General features: G+C 74.8%; 16 protein-coding genes. 9 read left to right on the plus strand and 7 right to left on the minus strand.

The genetic code is table 11. The features are described from left to right. Window positions 1–19 precede the first annotated feature (19 nt). The 4 genes from AB0D08_RS16500 to AB0D08_RS16515 form a co-directional block, all read right to left on the minus strand. On the minus strand, window positions 20–805 hold the full coding sequence (locus AB0D08_RS16500) for an ABC transporter permease (RefSeq protein ID WP_033823971.1): 786 nt from the start codon (window positions 803–805) through the stop codon (window positions 20–22). Beyond that, a complete protein-coding gene (locus AB0D08_RS16505) occupies window positions 802–1,731 on the minus strand; it encodes an ATP-binding cassette domain-containing protein (RefSeq protein WP_051813901.1) in 930 nt (309 codons plus the stop codon). Before AB0D08_RS16505 ends, AB0D08_RS16500 begins: the two co-directional genes overlap by 4 nt. Window positions 1,732–1,779: 48 nt before the next feature. After that, window positions 1,780–3,411: a DUF6801 domain-containing protein gene (locus AB0D08_RS16510; RefSeq protein ID WP_359889397.1), complete on the minus strand. Its 1,632-nt coding sequence runs from the start codon at window positions 3,409–3,411 to the stop codon at window positions 1,780–1,782. Between the two features lie 304 nt (window positions 3,412–3,715). Continuing rightward, a complete protein-coding gene (locus tag AB0D08_RS16515) occupies window positions 3,716–4,336 on the minus strand; it encodes a hypothetical protein (RefSeq protein ID WP_033825060.1) in 621 nt (206 codons plus the stop codon). A 550-nt stretch (window positions 4,337–4,886) separates the two neighbouring features. Between AB0D08_RS16515 and AB0D08_RS16520 the strand changes: the two genes are divergently transcribed. The 5 genes from AB0D08_RS16520 (at window position 4,887) to AB0D08_RS16540 (ending at window position 9,810) form a co-directional block, all read left to right on the plus strand. After that, window positions 4,887–6,155: a helix-turn-helix domain-containing protein gene (locus tag AB0D08_RS16520; protein WP_359889401.1), complete on the plus strand. Its 1,269-nt coding sequence runs from the start codon at window positions 4,887–4,889 to the stop codon at window positions 6,153–6,155. 227 nt (window positions 6,156–6,382) lie between these two features. Continuing rightward, the gene (locus tag AB0D08_RS16525; protein ID WP_359889403.1) at window positions 6,383–6,787 is read left to right on the plus strand and encodes a hypothetical protein; all 405 of its coding nucleotides are present in this window, start codon (window positions 6,383–6,385) and stop codon (window positions 6,785–6,787) included. A gap of 124 nt (window positions 6,788–6,911) precedes the next feature. After that, a complete protein-coding gene (locus tag AB0D08_RS16530) occupies window positions 6,912–7,577 on the plus strand; it encodes a class F sortase (protein WP_033825062.1) in 666 nt (221 codons plus the stop codon). A gap of 80 nt (window positions 7,578–7,657) precedes the next feature. After that, the gene (locus AB0D08_RS16535) at window positions 7,658–8,506 is read left to right on the plus strand and encodes an oxygenase MpaB family protein (RefSeq protein WP_051814134.1); all 849 of its coding nucleotides are present in this window, start codon (window positions 7,658–7,660) and stop codon (window positions 8,504–8,506) included. A 215-nt stretch (window positions 8,507–8,721) separates the two neighbouring features. Then, the gene (locus AB0D08_RS16540) at window positions 8,722–9,810 is read left to right on the plus strand and encodes a hypothetical protein (protein WP_359889407.1); all 1,089 of its coding nucleotides are present in this window, start codon (window positions 8,722–8,724) and stop codon (window positions 9,808–9,810) included. Between the two features lie 71 nt (window positions 9,811–9,881). Here AB0D08_RS16540 and AB0D08_RS16545 read toward each other — a convergent pair whose 3' ends face one another. Together AB0D08_RS16545 and AB0D08_RS16550 are read right to left on the minus strand one after the other, a co-directional pair. Then, entirely contained in the window at window positions 9,882–10,361 is a 480-nt protein-coding gene (locus AB0D08_RS16545) for a hypothetical protein (protein ID WP_051814135.1), read from the minus strand. Window positions 10,362–10,393: 32 nt separating this feature from the next. Then, entirely contained in the window at window positions 10,394–10,978 is a 585-nt protein-coding gene (locus AB0D08_RS16550) for a hypothetical protein (protein WP_051814136.1), read from the minus strand. A 243-nt stretch (window positions 10,979–11,221) separates the two neighbouring features. Here AB0D08_RS16550 and AB0D08_RS16555 point away from each other — a divergent pair, with 243 nt between their 5' ends. The 4 genes from AB0D08_RS16555 to AB0D08_RS16570 all read left to right on the plus strand — a co-directional run bounded on the left by AB0D08_RS16555 (window position 11,222) and on the right by AB0D08_RS16570 (window position 15,658). Beyond that, on the plus strand, window positions 11,222–12,307 hold the full coding sequence (locus AB0D08_RS16555; protein ID WP_359889410.1) for an S-(hydroxymethyl)mycothiol dehydrogenase: 1,086 nt from the start codon (window positions 11,222–11,224) through the stop codon (window positions 12,305–12,307). Continuing rightward, window positions 12,307–12,948 carry an MBL fold metallo-hydrolase gene (locus tag AB0D08_RS16560; RefSeq protein WP_033825065.1) on the plus strand — a complete coding sequence of 214 codons (642 nt, stop codon included), beginning with the start codon at window positions 12,307–12,309 and terminating at the stop codon, window positions 12,946–12,948. Before AB0D08_RS16555 ends, AB0D08_RS16560 begins: the two co-directional genes overlap by 1 nt. A 167-nt stretch (window positions 12,949–13,115) precedes the next feature. Then, entirely contained in the window at window positions 13,116–14,555 is a 1,440-nt protein-coding gene (locus AB0D08_RS16565) for a hypothetical protein (protein ID WP_359889413.1), read from the plus strand. Next, window positions 14,552–15,658 (plus strand): hypothetical protein, encoded by a 1,107-nt coding sequence (locus tag AB0D08_RS16570; protein ID WP_359889416.1) that lies wholly within the window; start codon window positions 14,552–14,554, stop codon window positions 15,656–15,658. Before AB0D08_RS16565 ends, AB0D08_RS16570 begins: the two co-directional genes overlap by 4 nt. Here the strand turns inward: AB0D08_RS16570 and AB0D08_RS16575 are convergent. Then, entirely contained in the window at window positions 15,637–16,098 is a 462-nt protein-coding gene (locus tag AB0D08_RS16575) for a hypothetical protein (protein ID WP_359889418.1), read from the minus strand. The two genes, AB0D08_RS16570 and AB0D08_RS16575, sit on opposite strands and share 22 nt — an antisense overlap. Between the last annotated feature and the right edge of the window lie 39 nt (window positions 16,099–16,137).

The raw sequence follows: 16,137 nt of genomic DNA on the forward strand, positions 1-16,137 counted from the left end.
GGCCGAGCAGGGCCACGGCTCAGGCTCCCTTCTGCGGAACGATCCGCAGGTACACCGCGGTGAGCACGACGTTGACCAGGAACAGCAGCAGGAAGGTGATCACCACGGCCTGGTTGACGGCGTCGCCGACGCCCTTGGGGCCGCCGCGCGGGTTGAGGCCGCGGTAGGCGGCGACCAGGCCGGCGATGAACCCGAAGACCAGTGCCTTGAACTCGCTGATGTACAGGTCCGGGAGCTGGGCGAGGGCGGAGAAGCTGGAGAGGTAGGCGCCCGGGGTGCCGTGCTGGAGCAGCACGTTGAAGAAGTAGCCGCCGAGGGTGCCGACCACCGAGACCAGGCCGTTCAGCAGGACGGCTACGGCGGTGGCGGCCAGCACACGGGGTACCACCAGGCGCTGGACGGGCGAGACGCCCATCACCTCCATCGCGTCCAGTTCCTCGCGGATCTTGCGGGAGCCGAGGTCGGCGCAGATCGCGGAGCCGCCGGCGCCGGCGATCAGCAGTGCCACGATGAGCGGGCTGGCCTGCTGGATGACGGCCAGCACGCTGGCGCCTCCGGTGAAGGACTGGGCGCCGAGCTGCTGGGCGAGCGAGCCGACCTGGAGCGAGATGACCGCGCCGAACGGGATCGAGACCAGGGCGGCGGGCAGGATGGTGACGCTCGCCAGGAACCAGAACTGCTCGATCAGTTCGCGGACCTGGAACGGCCGCCGGAAGGTGTCGCGGACGGTGGTGGCGCCCAGCGCGAACAGCCGGCCGGCGTGGGCCAGCGCCCCGGCGACGGGGTTGCCGCCGACCGCGCTCATGCGGCGCCGCCCGGCTGGAGGCCGTGCTGCCGGGCCCGGCGGCGTTCGACGGCGCGCCGGGCGGGCAGCCCCGGTGAGGGTTCCAGCTGGGCCGGTACCGGGCGTGGCCGGTCGGTCTCCGGGCCTGGCCGGTCGGCGCGCTCCAGGGCGAGCGCGGCCTCGTCCTTCTCCTCGGACATGCCGATCGGTCCGGCACGCCGGCCGCTGAGGAACTGCCGTACCACCGGGATGCGGCTGGCGAGCAGGTCCTCGCGGGGTCCGAAGGCGACCAGCTCGCGGCGGAACAGCATGCCGATGTTGTCGGGCACGGTGGCGGCGATGTCCAGGTTGTGGGTGACGATCAGCATGGTGGCGTCGATCTGCGCGTTGAGGTCGATCAGCAGCTGGGAGAGGTAGGAGGTGCGGACCGGGTCGAGGCCGGAGTCGGGTTCGTCGCAGAGCACGATCTGCGGGTCCAGGACGAGGGCGCGGGCGAGTCCGGCGCGTTTGCGCATCCCGCCGGAGATCTCGCCGGGCAGTTTGGCCTCGGAGCCAACCAGGCCGACCATCTCCATCCGCTCCATCACGGTGCGGCGGATCTCGCTCTCCTTCTTGCGGGTGTGCTCGCGCAGCGGGAAGGCGATGTTGTCGTAGAGGTTGAGCGAGCCGAACAGGGCGCCGTCCTGGAACATCAGGCCGAACAGTCGGCGGGCCCGGTAGATCTCCCGTTCCGGGCTGTTGACCATGTCGACGCCGTCGACCAGCACCCGGCCCTGCTCCGGTTTGAGCAGGCCGATGACGGACTTCAGGAAGACGGTCTTGCCGGTGCCGGAGGGGCCGAGCATCACGGTCACCTCGCCGGGCGGCAGCGTCAGCGTGACGTCCTGCCAGACGGTCTGCGGTCCGAAGGACTTGGTGAGGCCTTCGACGGTCACTTCGATTCCCATCACACCTCCTGGTGGTTCGGCGGCTCGGTGGCTCGGTTGCTCGGTGGTTCAGCGGCGGTGCGGCAGGTCGGGGAGTTCGATCTCCGGCTCGCAGCCGTTGGGCTGGTCGCTGGTCGGGGTGCAGATCGCGCCCTGGACGAGGTTGAGCGTGTTGCCGCTGCCGGAGACCGCGGCGGTGAAGAGCGCGTCCAGGTCCTCGCCGCCGGCCGAGCAGCCGGTGAACGGGGGGATGTCCAGGTCGCGTTGGGTGAGCGGGCCGCCGCCCTGCAGCGTGTAGTCGGGCTTGCCGTCGCCGCCGCCCGGCAGGTAGTCGTCCTGGCGGCCGGTGAGCCGGAGGTCCACGGGCCGGCTGGTGCGGCAGTCGGGGCCGACGTCCAGCGGCGTGCCGTTGATCCTCACGTCGTACAGGCGCAGCGACTGGTAGCCGCCGATGGTGAACTCGGCGGGCTGGTCCCAGTCGGAGTTCCCGGTGGCCACGATGGTGAGCGGGCCCTGCGGGACCAGCTCCATCTTCGCGGTGGTCGGCACGAAGCCGTAGGTGAGGAACGAGGTGTCGGAGGGCGGCAGTTGCAGGTAGCCGAGCGAGTCGGCCTCGAAGTACGGCTGCTGGCCGGGCTCCGGGTCCCAGAGGGTGACGAAGCGGCGGGTCATGTTGAGCGCCGCGAGCGCGGGCCCGTGCCCGGGGTCGTTGACCAGGGCGGCCTGGCCGAGCTTGTGGACGTTGGCGTAGCCGACCGCGAAGGCGCACGCGGGGACGTCCGGGAACGGGTCCATGTCGGGGAACGGGATCACGGTGGCGCCGTCCGGTACCGGCGGCAGCCGGTGGGGGTCGAGCTCCCCGGTGGGCGCGTCCGGGCAGGTGTTGACGCCCGAGTGCCGGGCGGGCTGCACCTTGACGGTGCTCGGGCGCCGGGGCCGCCCGGGCAGCATGCCGAGCGGCACCTGCGGGGTGCTGCGCCGTCCGGACGCCGTGGCGGCGGGCGTCGGCGCCGCGGCCGTCGGTGTCCCGGCGGCCGGGGAGGGACCGGGGACGGACGGCGCGGGAACGGACGGCGCGGGAACGGACGGAACGGGGATGGACGGCGTGGGCGAGGGGGTGCCCGGGACCTGGACGGTGCCCAGGGGCGCGGCGCCGGCGGCGGGTGTGCAGTCGACGGGGGCCGTCCCGGCCGGGCCGAGGTCGAGGGTCAGCTCCGTCACCGTGAACACCACCGGGCCGGGCGCCGTGACGGTGACCGGGGTCGCCGGTCCGACGGCGGTGAGGACGAGGTCGCCGTCGGCGGGCACCGGGGTGGCGGCCACCAGCAGGTCGGGCCAGGCGGTCTCGGCCGTGGAGTCGCCCTGGGCCACCCGGACGGTCAGGCCCGCCCGGCCGCCGGCGGAGGTGGCCCCGGCGGGCAGCAGGGCGGCCAGGCCGTCCCGGGGCACGGTGACCGTCACGGTGGCCGCGCCGGGCCCGAACGGGGTCCCTACCGCGGCCGTCGCGGGGTACTTCTGTGCCACGGCCGCCGTCACCGCCACGGCCGCGCCGCCCGCGGCGGTACAGCTGTGGGCGACCGGCGCCGGCCCGGCCGCCGGGTCGGCCGCCGAGGAGCCACCCGGCACCAGGCCGGCGAGCAGCACGGCCGCCGCGGCGGCGGCCGCCCGCGCCGAGCGGCGGCGGGTCACGGCGTCCCTCATGACAGCACTCCTCGGGCGGGTCGGCGGGTTGGCGGGTGCGCCGGACACGGAAGGAACGGGGGCGAACTTCGCGGGAGGCAGGACACTACGGCCGGGTAACAAGGCGTCACAAGCAATCGCGCCGGGAATGGTGCAAGGCCGTCGGCCGCCCCCGGATTTCCTGTCATCCGGTGACAATCGCGATCTGACGGGTTGTCAGCAGATGAGTGCCGGCGGCTCGGCGTCCGGGCGGGCCGGGCGTGCGGGCTCCGCCCCGCCGGGTCGATCCGGCGGGGCGGAGCCGGCGGCGGGCGCCTGCGTCAGCTCACGGGGAGGTGATCGCCTGCGGGGCGCTGAGGACGTAGGCGGCGTTGTAGGTGGCCGCGTCGCCGTTGTTCAGCAGGCCCAGGCAGCTGCCCGAGACGTTGTACGCGTGCAGGTCCCCGCCGCTGATGGTGAGGGTGTTGGTGGAGTTGCTGTAGGTGCCCGTGAGGGTGGCGGGCGTGGTGCTGGTCGGACCGGCGAAGTCGGCGGTGCAGCCGGCGCCGCTGATGTGGGCCTTCACACCGGTGACGGTGCCGGTGGTGACCCCGGTCGCGGAGTTGTAGGTCAGGGCGTTGATGCCCCAGGGCAGGTTCTGCGGGGTGACAGCGAAGGTGATGCCGAGCGGACCGGTGCAACTGGCCCAGCTCACCGAGGAGATGGTGGAGATCGGCAGGCCGTTGCCGCTGCTGAGCACCCCGGCCGCGGACGAGGAGGAACAGGTCAGCTTGGTGCCGGTCCTGGTGTCGGTGAGCTTGGGCGAGGCGGCCTTGGCGGTCCAGGCGCCGCCGGGGCTGGCCGTCCAGGTGGCCGTGGTGGTGGCGGTGGCGGGGGCGAGCGCGAGGCCGGCCGCAGCGGAGAGTGCGGCGGCGGCGACAAGGGCGCCCTTGACTGTGTTGCGCACAGGCTGGTCCTTTCCGAGAGTCGGCGTGCGGGATCATCCGGACTTCCTGTCCGACAACGGGAATTCGGTGACCGCACGGTCCGGGGAAGCGGGGCGGAATGTGGGGGTCGCCCCGCTGAGGTGGGACGTTACGCACCGGTAATGAGGCCGCGCAACGCCCCCGCCCCATTTCCCCCGGACTTCGCTACCCGCCGGTAAATTCTTGTCCGCGCGCGATGAGAAACGCGCGGACCCTTGTCCGGAAGTGAGCACCGGCGCACCGGACGGCGCCCGCCGCTGGAGTCAACTCCTTTGCCCAGGAGCAGGGTTCGTGTTCCCTGGGTGCTGCGCTGCACACCGCTCGTGCTCTATCTTCGGCGCACCACCACATGTTGTGCGCACGCGCCCGACCGAGCCGCACCGGCCGGGCACGGTCAGCAGCGAACCGCCGGAAGCCGCGCCGGCGCGCCGACCGGCCCCGGCGGGGGCCGGTCCGGCCGCCCGCCGCCGCCCGGCCGACCGTCAGGGGGACCACATGGCCAGGCCACCGAAGGCAGCCGGGGCGGCGTCGATGGAACAGATCCCACGCGAACTGGCCGCCGTGATGCGCCCCGAACTCCCCGGCCTGCTCAAGGAGATGGCCGCCGAGATCGTCACCGTCATCCCCGAGTACCGGGAACTCCTGGAGGGCCCCAACGCCCGGGTGATCAGGGTCGGCATCGAACAGAACATCGCCACCTTCGTCGACCAGGTCGCCGCCCCCGCCGCCACCACCGCGCTGCGCGACGAGATCTGCCGGGGCTTCGGCCGCCACGAGGCGTACGAGGGCCGCAGCCTGGACATGCTGCACGACGCCTACCGGATCGGCTGCCAGGTGGCGCTGCGCCGGGTCCGCACGGTCGGGCGCCGCTACAACCTCTCGGCGACCGTGCTGATGGCGTTCGCCGACGCGCTCTTCGCCTACATGGGCGAGATCGCCGAGCTCTCCCGCGAGGGCTACCTCCAGGCGATGGCCGAGCTCGGCGAGGAGCCGGACAACCGCCGCCGCCGGCTGCTGCGCCGCATCCTCGGCGGCACCTCCGTGGCCCGCGGCGCGCTGGCCGAGCTGGCGGAGCTGGCCGTCTGGCCGCTGCCGCAGGAGGTCACCCTGGTCGCCCTGGGCCCCGGCGCGCGGCCCGCCCGCGCGGCGCTCGACCGGGACGTACTGGTGGACCTGGCCGGCCGCGAGCCGTACCTGCTGGTCCCCGGCCCGCTGGACGAGCGGCGCCGCCGCGCCCTGGCCACCGCCCTGGCCGGCTGCCCGGCCGCGGTCGGGCTGACCACGCCGCTCGGCGAGGCCGCGCACTCGCTGCGCTGGGCCCGCCAGCTGCTCGCCCTGACCGCCGACCGGGACCCGGCGCCGTGCGGCCCGGGCGCACCCCCGGCGCCGGTGTACTGCGAGGACCACCTGGTCCAGCTGTGGCTGCTGGGCGACCGCGCGCTCGCCCGGCAGATCGCGCAGCGCCGCCTCGCCCCCCTGGCCGGACTCACCCCGGCCCGGCGGGCCCGGCTGCTGGACACCCTGCGGATCTGGCTCACCACCCGGGCCACCGCCGGCGAGATGGCCGAGCAGCTCGGGGTGCACCCGCAGACCGTCCGCTACCGGATCCGCGCCCTCGAACGCGCCTTCGGCGACCAGCTCGCCGACGCCGACACCCGGTTCGCCACCGAGGTCGCGTTACGGGCCCTGCACCTCACCGACCCGGCGCCGGGCGTCACCGATCCCGCGCCGGGCGTCACCGGTCCGCCGCCGCACCCGGCCGGCCCGGTGCCGCCCGGGCACCCGCGGCGCTGCGACTGAACGCCCGGCGCGGCTCTTTACCGCACGCCGGCCCGCGGACGCGGAAGGCGTCGGCAGGACGCGCCGCACGGTTGACCACAGCCACCCGAAGAGCCCAGCGAATACCCCGGGAGGGCGCCCTCCGAATGCGACCCGCCGACGGGCCGAGGACGGTGAGGAACGGTGCTTCTGCGATCTGACGAGCCGGCGACGGGCCGGCCCTCGCAAGCCCCGGAAGGACACACCTCATGCGTTCTGCACGTACTTTCGCGACCGGCGCTGCCCTCGCCGCCACCCTGGTCCTCGGTGCCCCCGCCATCGCCCTCGCCGACGGCGCGAGCGATACGAGCACCCAGAAGAGCTGGGAGGGCTACGACACGGCCACCAAGGACTCCAAGGACTCCGGCAGCTCCAAGGAGGCCAAGGACACCAAGGAGGCCAAGCCGGCCGAGGAGCACGGCACCGAGAGCAAGACGGAGAGCAAGGGCGAGTACAAGGCGCCGCACGGCGGCGTCCACACCGGTGGTGGCGGTCTGGCGCTGTCCGGCGGCGGTGCCGCGACCGGCGCGGCGCTGCTGGCGGGCGGCATCGGCGTGACGGCGCTCGCGCTGCGCCGCCGCCGTACCGGCACCGCCGCGGGCGCCGCGGTCTGACCCCCGGTCACCCCGCACCCGCACCGCCCCGACGCCCTGCCGGCCCGCCGCCTCGCGGTGGCAGCCCGGCAGGGCGTTGCGGGGTTCACCACCCGTGGCTCCACCCACCAGAAAGGCCCGCCCGATGGACCGTCCGCCCCCGCAGCGCACCGGCCGGCTGCTGCGATTCGGCCTGGCCGCGACGGCGCTCGGCGCCCTCGTGCTCTACAACTCGGTCGACGCCACGCCCGCCGGGTCCTCCGTCGCCGCGCCGGCCGTCGCCGCCCCCGCCGTCGCAGCGCCGCCCACCACGGCCGCGGCCAAGCCGCCCGCCAAGCGCGGACCCGTCCTGCCCCGCTCCTCCCCCACCCGGGTGCGGATCCCCCAGCTGATGGTCGACGCCCCGACCACCGAGCTGACCCTCAACGCCACCGGCCAGCTGAACGCGCCGCCGGTCGACGACAAGAACCTGGTCGGCTGGTACCGCGACGGCGCCTCCCCCGGCGAGCCGGGCGCCGCGGTGCTGGCCGGGCACGTGGACACCAGGACCGGGCCGGCGGTGTTCCTGATGCTGCGGGTGCTGCTGCCCGGCAACAAGATCGAGGTGACCCGGGCCGACAAGAAGGTCGCCGTCTTCACCGTCGACAGCGTGGAGACCTTCGAGAAGGACGCCTTCCCCGACAAGCGGGTGTACGCGGACACCCCGGACGCCCAGCTCCGGCTGATCACCTGCGGCGGTTCGTACGACCGCACCAAGAAGGACTACACCTCGAACGTGGTGGTCTTCGCCCACCTCGAGTCGGTCCGGTAGCCGGACCCCGCCGGGCCCTGGGCAGCGGGCGCGCCGCGGCGGACACTGGAGGGACCAGGACGTCTCCCCGGGAGGAACTCGTGGCCGTCGACGCTCCCCCGCCCGGTGCCATCCCCGCGGCCGGCCTGTTCGGGCCCGCCTCGGTGTCCTGGCGGCTGCACGCGGACCCGGTGATGGGCCTGGCCGGGCTGCGGGCCCTGCTGCTGCAGGCCCTGCACCCGCTCGCGATGGCGGGCGTGGCGCAGCACTCGGCGTTCCGCGAGGACCCGTGGGGGCGGCTCGCCCGTACCGCCTCGTTCGTCGGCGTGACCACGTACGGCACCGGGGAGCAGGTGCGCGAGGCCGTCGAGCGGGTCCGCCGGGTGCACCGGCACGTCCGCGGGACCGACCCGGTGACCGGGGCACGCTACCGGGCCGACGACCCGGAGCTGCTGGTGTGGGTGCACTGCTGCGAGGTCGACTCCTTCCTCGGCGTGGCGCGCCGGGCCGGTCTGGGCCTGCCGCCCGACGAGGCCGACCGCTACCTCGCCGAGCAGGCCCGGATCCCCCGGCTGCTCGGGGTGGGGCCGGGCCACCCGGTGCCGGAGACCCGCGAGCAGCTGGCCGGGTACTTCACCGAGGTCCGCGGCCGGCTGCGGGCCACCCCGGCCGCCCGCTCGGCGGCCCGGCTGGTGCTCGCCCCGCCGATGCCCGGCTGGGCCGCGTGGGCCACCCCGGCCCGCCCGGCCTGGTCGGCCGTGGCCGGGCTCTCCTTCGCGCTGCTCCCCGGCTGGGCCCGGCGGATGTACGGGTGGCCCGGCTGGCAGCTCACCGACGCCGTGGCCACCGTCGAGGCACGGGCGCTGCGCACGGTCCTGCTCCCGGTGCCGGCGGCGCTGCGCGAGGGCCCGCACCTGCGGGCGGCCCGGGCGCGGCTCGCCGAGAGGTGATGCCCGGGGCCGGTGATCATTTCGGTCGTTGCCGCACTCGCCCGCGCAAAGCGGATATAACGCCTGATCAGAGGGGGTGCGCCGGAGAAAATGAGGCGGCCGGATGATCGCGGACGAAGGTAGGCTTCCCCTCGGCCCGTCACCCCGCCGATCTCATCGGCCGGGGCACGGTGACGTGCCGTCAATCACTTCGCGTATGCGCGTATGGGGGAACAGTGAACAAGCACAGCATCCGGCGGATCGGCGTAGGGGTCGCCGCCGCCGTGGCACTCGCGACCGCCGTGGCCGCTCCGGCCCAGGCCTTCGTGCCCGGCCCGATCGGTGTGGTCTACGCCGGCCCCGAGTTCCAGCTGAGCATCAACACCGACGGGGGCAACCCGGCGCACACCACGCGCCACGCGGACGGCACCTGGGCCGCCTGGGACTCCGTCCCCGACATGTACTACAACCCGGGCGCGACCTCGTCGCTGACCCAGGCCGAGTCGGGCACCGGCAAGACCTTCCTGGCCGCCGAGGGCTCGGCGATCCAGTTCCTGATCCGCGACTCGGCCACCGGCCAGTGGACCTCGCCGTCCGGGACCGCCGCGCCGATCCCGGACGAGGTGCCGATCGAGCACTCGGGCAACACCCCGGCCACCGCCCGGATCACCAAGCTGGTCGGCTCGGTCGTCATGGGGGGCGAGTTCCACCTCTTCGGCCAGCGCGGCCCGTCCGCGCTGTACGAGGTGGTCCGGCACACCGACGGGACCTGGGGCGCCTGGCAGGAGCTGTACGTCCCCGGCCAGATCGGTGAGATCAAGGAGCTGTCGGTGGCCTCCACCGACGGCGCCGGCATCCAGCTGGTCGCGGTCGCCGGCGGCAAGCTCTGGCACGCCAACCGCGCCGACGCCGGCTCCGCGTTCGCCGCCTGGGGCGACGTGTTCGCCAACTCCTCCAACCCGGGGACCGCCGAGCACGTCGCGGTGGCCGCGGTCAAGGGCGAGCTGCAGGTCGTCGTCACCGGCAACAACGGCACCGGGATCTACCACGCGATCCGCCGGGCGACCGGCTCGTGGACGGTGTTCGGCGACGTCAAGGCCGCCACCAAGGCCTCGCTCGGCACCATCGCGGGCGTCGGGGTGGCCGACACCGACCGCCTCTCGGGCAACGACGCCCTCCAGGTCGTCGTGGTCGACACTGCGGGCCACCTGCGCCACACCGTGCGCAACTCCGCCGGGTCCTGGACCACCTTCGGTGACGTCGACGCCGTCATCCCGAACAGCCACCTCGGCACGGCGGTCTCGGTCGCCGGCGCCGGCCAGTAACACCACCGCAGCACCGCTGCACCGACGGGCCCCGGCCGATCCGCGCCGGGGCCCGTCCGCGTGCGGTGCGCTCAGCGCGGGGCCTGCAGCGCGAGCAGCCGGTCCAGCAGGGTGCGGTAGTCGCGCAGGGCGAGCCGCAGGCGTTCGGTGTCGCCCGCGGTGTCGCCGTCGGACGGGTCGGTGGCGACGCGCAGCTCGCCGCGCTGCTCGGTGATGGCCTCGGTGACCATCCCGGCCGCTTTGCCGACCAGCTTGTCGGCCGCCCGGACGGCCTGCCCGGGGTCGTCGACGAACCCGCTCTGCACGGCCCGCCACTCGGCGGTGAGGCGTTCCACCCGTTCCGGCTCCAGCCAGCCGCCCGGCCGTCCGGTGGGGTCCGGCTCGCCCGGCAGCACGGCGCGCAGCGTACGGGTGGGGCGGTCGCCGCCCTGGGAAGGCGACTGCGGCCGGGGCTCCGGCGGGGAGGCCCGGTGCGGCTCGCCGGGCTCGGCCTGGCGGGGGACGGTGGTGCGGGCGGCGGGGCCCGGCTGCTGGGCTTCGTTGTGCGGCATGGCGGTGGTCCTCTCCTTCTCCCGACGGCGGGTCAGCTGGTGCGCGGGGCCGGGGCCTTGTGCAGGGCGGCCGGACGGCCCGCGGCAGCCGGGGCGGCCTGCCGGTCGGCCAGGACCCGCAGGGTCAGGTCGCGGACGGCGAGCAGGGCGTGGCGCAGTTCCTCGGTGCCGACCTGCACGGCCTGGGCGCGCTCCAGCGTCCCGAGCGCGGTGCGGTAGGCCGGCAGGGCGGTGGCGTGGTGCACGGACAGTGCCTCGGTACGGCCCTGCGCGGGGTAGCCCAGCCGGTCGAGCAGGCCGGTGAGCTGCCGTTCGGCGTCGCCGGCGGCCCGCCCGGGGTCGTCGACGAACTGCTCCTGGACCTCGGCGAGGCGCCGCCGGACGTTCTCCTGCTCGGCCGGGCCGAGCGGGCGCAGCTGCAGCGCGCGGTCGTCGCGGATCCGGGCGGTCAGCTCCCGTTCGGCGCCGCGGACGTCGTCCCCGTGGCCGCGCAGGGCCCGCTCGTACTCCGGGCCGAACCGTGCCCGCAGCTGCCGGGTCCTGATCCGCGGCAGTGCGACGGCGAGCCCGGCGGCCAGTACCGCCAGCACGGCGACTATCACGATCAGCCAGGCCATGCGAACCCCTCCTGAAGGACGCGTCGGCCGGACGGGATGCCCGGCCCGGGGCTCGTCTCACCCGTGCCCGGGCTCGTAAACCAGGGCGCGGCGGATCGGTCGGGCGTCTCTCGGCGGTGGCCGGACAGCGGTAGGTTCGGAGGCGGGCAGACCGGTCGCCCGCGCGGTGCACGCCGTCGCGGCGGCCGACGTGACAGACCGGGCGCGCCACGAGCGCGCCGGCGGACGAAGGGTGTCTGGCGGATGGTTCAGCAGGTACAGGCAGTGGTCGCGCTGGAGAAGGGTGCGGCGGTGCGGGTGGAGACCATCAAGGTCCCCGACCCCGGGCCGGGCGAGGCCCTGGTCCAGGTGCAGGCGTGCGGTGTCTGCCACACCGACCTGCACTACCGGGAGGGCGGGATCAACGACGAGTTCCCGTTCCTGCTGGGGCACGAGGCGGCGGGTGTCGTGGAGGCGGTCGGCCCGGGGGTGACCGAGGTGGCGCCCGGGGACTTCGTCATCCTCAACTGGCGCGCGGTGTGCGGACAGTGCCGTGCCTGTCGGCGCGGCCGACCGTGGTACTGCTTCAACACGCACAACGCGGTGCAGAAGATGACGCTCACCGACGGGACGCCGCTGTCCCCCGCGCTGGGCATCGGCGCGTTCGCGGAGAAGACCCTGGTGGCGGCCGGGCAGTGCACCAAGGTCGACCCGAAGGCGGCGCCCGCGGTCGCGGGTCTGCTGGGCTGCGGGGTGATGGCCGGGCTCGGCGCGGCGCTCAACACGGGGGCGGTGGGCCGCGGCGACACGGTCGCCGTGATCGGCTGCGGCGGCGTGGGCAGCGCCGCCGTCCTGGGTGCCCGGCTGGCGGGCGCGGCCCGGATCATCGCGGTCGACCTGGACGACCGCAAGCTGGCCGGGGCCACCGGCCTCGGCGCCACCCACACCGTCAACTCCGGCTCCACCGACGCCGTCGAGGCGATCAGGGAGCTCACCGGGGGCCACGGCGCGGACGTGGTGATCGACGCGGTGGGACGGCCGGAGACCTACCGGCAGGCGTTCTACGCCCGCGACCTGGCGGGCACGGTGGTGCTGGTCGGTGTGCCGACGCCCGAGATGAAGCTGGAGCTGCCGCTGCTGGACGTGTTCGGGCGCGGCGGTGCGCTGAAGTCCTCCTGGTACGGCGACTGCCTGCCCAGCCGGGACTTCCCGGTCTTCATCGACCTCTACCTCCAGGGCCGCCTCGACCTGGAGGCGTTCGTCAGCGAGACGATCCCGCTGACCGGGGTGGAGGACGCCTTCGCCCGGATGCACGAGGGCGAGGTCCTGCGTTCGGTGGTGGTGTTCTGATGGCGGGCACCGCGGGCGCCCGGATCGAGCGGGTGGTCACCTCCGGCACCTTCGAGCTGGACGGCGGCAGCTGGGAGGTGGACAACAACGTCTGGGTGGTCGGCGACGACCGGGAGGCGCTGGTGATCGACCCGGCGCACGACGCCGCGGCCATCGCGGCCGTGGTCGGCGACCGCCGGGTGACGGCGATCGTCTGCACCCACGCCCACAACGACCACATCGACGCTGGCCCGGCGCTGGCCGCGCTGACCGGCGCGCCGGTCCTGCTGCACCCGGACGACCTCCCGCTGTGGAAGCAGACCCACCCGGACCGCGACCCGGACGGGCCGCTGGCCGACGGGCAGCAGCTCGAGGTGGCGGGCGTCGCGCTGACGGTGCTGCACACCCCCGGGCACGCGCCCGGCGCGGTCTGCCTGTACGCGCCGCAGCTCGGGACGGTCTTCACCGGCGACACCCTGTTCGCGGGCGGGCCCGGTGCCACCGGGCGGTCGTTCTCGGACTTCCCGACCATCGTCCGGTCGATCAGCGGCCGGCTGCTGACCCTCCCGCCGCAGACCGTGGTGCGCACCGGGCACGGTGACGACACCACCATCGGCGCCGAGGCACCGCAGCTCGACGAGTGGATCCGCCGGGGCCGCTGAGCGGCCCGCGGATATCGCTTGGACCTCCCGTGGCCTGCTCTGTTACCGTCCCAGGGCCGGCCGCGGGACTCCGGCGCGACTTCCGGAACCTGCCTCTACCGCAATGATTCGCAGTTCGCGCCCCCACTCCCCGGCCGGCATCCGAAGCAGCCCGTGAGAGGGGTCCGGTGGACACGTACGGCGACCTGGTCGCGGCCGAGGACGTGCTGCTGTTCGTGAACGCGGCGATCACCTCCACCGGCCAGCGGGAGTTCCACTCCGACGCCGCCGAGCAGCGCCTGTCGCTCGACTTCCTGCACGCCTACATCCTCGGCAACTACCGCGAGCTGTACGCGGCGACGCTGGCCCTGGAGATCAACGACCACAACGCCGTGCTGATCGTGCGGCGCCTGCTGGAGAGTTCCGCCGAGGCGAGCGCGGAGCAGCGCCGCACCGAGGGCCGGCTGATCGCCCGGCGGCTGGCGCTGCTGCCGCCGCAGCGGGTGTACGGGCTGTTCGGCGCGCTGCGCCGGGCGAAGGTGAACAACCGCCGCACCCGGGCGGTCATCCGGGACTGGATCGCGGCCCGGCCGGACCCGGCGCTCGATGCGGTGAAGTACCGCGGCGCGCTGAAGCAGGCCGTCCGGCATGCCCATCTTGCGCCCGCCGCACCGGAGTTGGGCGGCTTCCTGTTCACGCCGGGCCGGGCCGCCCGGTACGCGACGCCGATCCTGGAGAGCTGGCGGCGGGCGCACTACCAGCGCTCCGCGCTGTTCGAGCTGCCGTACACCGTCGCGGAGGGCTTCGCGGCCCGGCAGGGCGTGCCGCGGGCCGAGTTCCTGGAGCGGATCGCGCCGCGGATGACCCGGCTGGAGCAGTTACGGCTGCAGGAGTCGGCGGGGCGGCTCGGCGCGGGCGCGGTCCGGGCGGACCTCGGGCGGATGCCGCTGACCCCGCTGGCCTCGTACGTGCTGGCGCTGCCGGTGGCGGACCGGGTGGCCCGGCGGGCCGAGCTCACCGGGGCGCTGCGGACGGCGGCGTTGCGGGCTGCGGGCGGGCAGCGCGGCCGCTGGGGGCGGGTCGCGGCGGTGCTGGACGACAGCTTCTCCACGGACGGTTCCGGGGCCAAGCGCCGCCGTCCGCTGGCGGTGGCGCTGGCCTGTCACCACCTGCTGGAGGCGCTGGCGGCCGACTACACCGGGCTGTGGACCTCCGGGCGGACGGATCCGCTGCTGGCCCGCCCGTCCGGTCCGACGCCGCTGGGACTGCGGATCCTGGACGCGCTGGACACCGCGCCCGAGCGGCTGCTGATCGTCTCCGACGGCTGGGACAACGCACCGCCCGGCCTGGCCGGCGAGGTGCTGCGGATCTGGCGGACCCGGCTGGACCCGGACCGCCGCACCGCCGTGGTGCACCTGAACCCGGTGTACGACGCGGACGGGTTCGACGTGCGGCGGCTGGCGGCGGGTGTGCCGACGGCCGGGCTGCGGGACGCGGAGGACCTGCCGGCGCTGGTGGAGTTCGCCCGCTTCGCCGAGGGCCGCACCGGCCTGGCCGAGCTGCGGGACCATCTGGCCGCCGCCACCGGGCGGTTCCTGGCCGCCCCGGACGCGCGGGAGGCGCGATGAGCACGCTCGACCCGACCGGGCTGACGGCCCGGCCGTCCCAGGTGTGGGGCGCCGTGCGGCTGGTGCCGCTGGTGCCGCTGGTGCGCGGCGAACCCGTCGAGGGTCTGCGGCTGCACCGGCTGGTGGGTCCGGCCGACGCCGAACTGGGCTACGTGCCGCACGGGTTCGTCGCCGACTGGGCGCAGGACGGCACGCCCGCGGCGGCGTACGGCACCCAGCTGGCGGCGGGCGGCGCGCTGCCGGAACGGATGCCGCTGCGGATCTCCGGCCGGACGGGCGGCCGCCGGACCAGGCTGCGCTTCCTGCCGCAGCAACTCGCGGTGGACGGGTACCTGGCCAGGCACGCCGGCGGGCCGCCGATCGTGTGGGAGCAGTGGTCGCAGCGGGCCGTCCGGCACGGTCTGCCGCCGCGCGCCGAGGAGGCGTACCAGGGCTCGGAGGTGCGCGGGCTGGCCGACGCGCTGCGGGTGTTCGAGCTGCATCCGGGCCAGTGCGGGCTGGTGGTGTACGTCGCGGACGCGCTCGCGGGTGCCTTCGTGGTGCCGCATCCGGAGGACTACCGGGTGCTGCACCCCACGCTGGTGCTGGACCTGTACGGCGAGCTGATCCACCACTTCGCGACGTACATGGCGCCGGTGCCGGAGTTCCGGGCGCGGATCCCGGGCGCGGGGATCCGTTCGCTGGCCGATCTGCGGGCGGCGGCGCGGCGGCAGGAGAGCGACTGGGCCGAGTTCCACGGCTCGGTGCTCGCCGGCGGGCTGCTCGGTCCCGAGCACGTGGTCCGGACGCTGTACCGGATGGGCCGGTTCACGCTGGCCCGGCTGGTGCCGCCGTTCGCGCCCAAGCAGGAGAACCACGTCGGGGAGGCGATCCTGGACGGGGCCGGCCGGATCGCCTACCTGAAGACCTTCCGGCTGTCGGAGAGCCAGGTCCGCCGCGGCCACCTGCTCGACCGGCTCGCCGGGCACGACTGGCACCTGGGCGACACCGCGGCGGAACTCGGCGTCAGCGAGGCGCAGTTGGGTCTGCGGCTGGAGTCCGCGGGGTTCGGGTCGATGCTGCGGCAGGACGTGCTGGACGGCTACCGTTCGGGGCGCGGCTGAGGTTGCCGGCCGCCGGTCGCGGCGGCCAGGCAGCGTGAGCAGACCCGGAGCAGGACGTTCAGCAGGACGAAGCCGACCGCCACCACGGTGGTCCGCAGCCCGCTGCCCAGCACGCTCGCGCCCTGCACGAACGAGCAGACGATCCCCACCAGCGCCAGGCCTTGCAGGATCAGGCCCCACAGCAGCATCAGCAGGTTGGACGCGAGCGTGCCGACCAGTACCGGCCGGCTGTACGGGAACGAGCGGTAGCCGACCGCGGTGGTCAGCGCCAGCACCAGGCTGACCAGCGCGGCGACGCCGAGCAGGGTGCTCTGCGGGCCGCCCTGCAGCAGGAAGCCCAGCAGGACGGCGCCGAGCGCCGCCGCCATCGCCCCGTAGGAGCAGGTGACGGCGAGGAACTGCGCCGGGCTGCCGGGGACGGGGAAGGCGGGTTCGGTCATGACGGCCTCCGGACCGGTGCACTCGCAACTCGCTGCGCG

Source organism: Kitasatospora sp. NPDC048540, assembly GCF_040651175.1.
Lineage (GTDB): Bacteria > Actinomycetota > Actinomycetes > Streptomycetales > Streptomycetaceae > Kitasatospora.

Coding starts and splice junctions, on each gene's coding strand:
- AB0D08_RS16520 (WP_359889401.1), top strand. CDS start 4,887: ATGGAACAGATCCCACGCGAACTGGCCGCCGTGATGCGCCCCGAACTC.
- AB0D08_RS16545 (WP_051814135.1), bottom strand. CDS start 10,361: ATGCCGCACAACGAAGCCCAGCAGCCGGGCCCCGCCGCCCGCACCACC.
- AB0D08_RS16505 (WP_051813901.1), bottom strand. CDS start 1,731: ATGGGAATCGAAGTGACCGTCGAAGGCCTCACCAAGTCCTTCGGACCG.
- AB0D08_RS16510 (WP_359889397.1), bottom strand. CDS start 3,411: ATGAGGGACGCCGTGACCCGCCGCCGCTCGGCGCGGGCGGCCGCCGCC.
- AB0D08_RS16500 (WP_033823971.1), bottom strand. CDS start 805: ATGAGCGCGGTCGGCGGCAACCCCGTCGCCGGGGCGCTGGCCCACGCC.
- AB0D08_RS16575 (WP_359889418.1), bottom strand. CDS start 16,098: ATGACCGAACCCGCCTTCCCCGTCCCCGGCAGCCCGGCGCAGTTCCTC.
- AB0D08_RS16530 (WP_033825062.1), top strand. CDS start 6,912: ATGGACCGTCCGCCCCCGCAGCGCACCGGCCGGCTGCTGCGATTCGGC.
- AB0D08_RS16570 (WP_359889416.1), top strand. CDS start 14,552: ATGAGCACGCTCGACCCGACCGGGCTGACGGCCCGGCCGTCCCAGGTG.
- AB0D08_RS16560 (WP_033825065.1), top strand. CDS start 12,307: ATGGCGGGCACCGCGGGCGCCCGGATCGAGCGGGTGGTCACCTCCGGC.
- AB0D08_RS16550 (WP_051814136.1), bottom strand. CDS start 10,978: ATGGCCTGGCTGATCGTGATAGTCGCCGTGCTGGCGGTACTGGCCGCC.
- AB0D08_RS16525 (WP_359889403.1), top strand. CDS start 6,383: ATGCGTTCTGCACGTACTTTCGCGACCGGCGCTGCCCTCGCCGCCACC.
- AB0D08_RS16555 (WP_359889410.1), top strand. CDS start 11,222: ATGGTTCAGCAGGTACAGGCAGTGGTCGCGCTGGAGAAGGGTGCGGCG.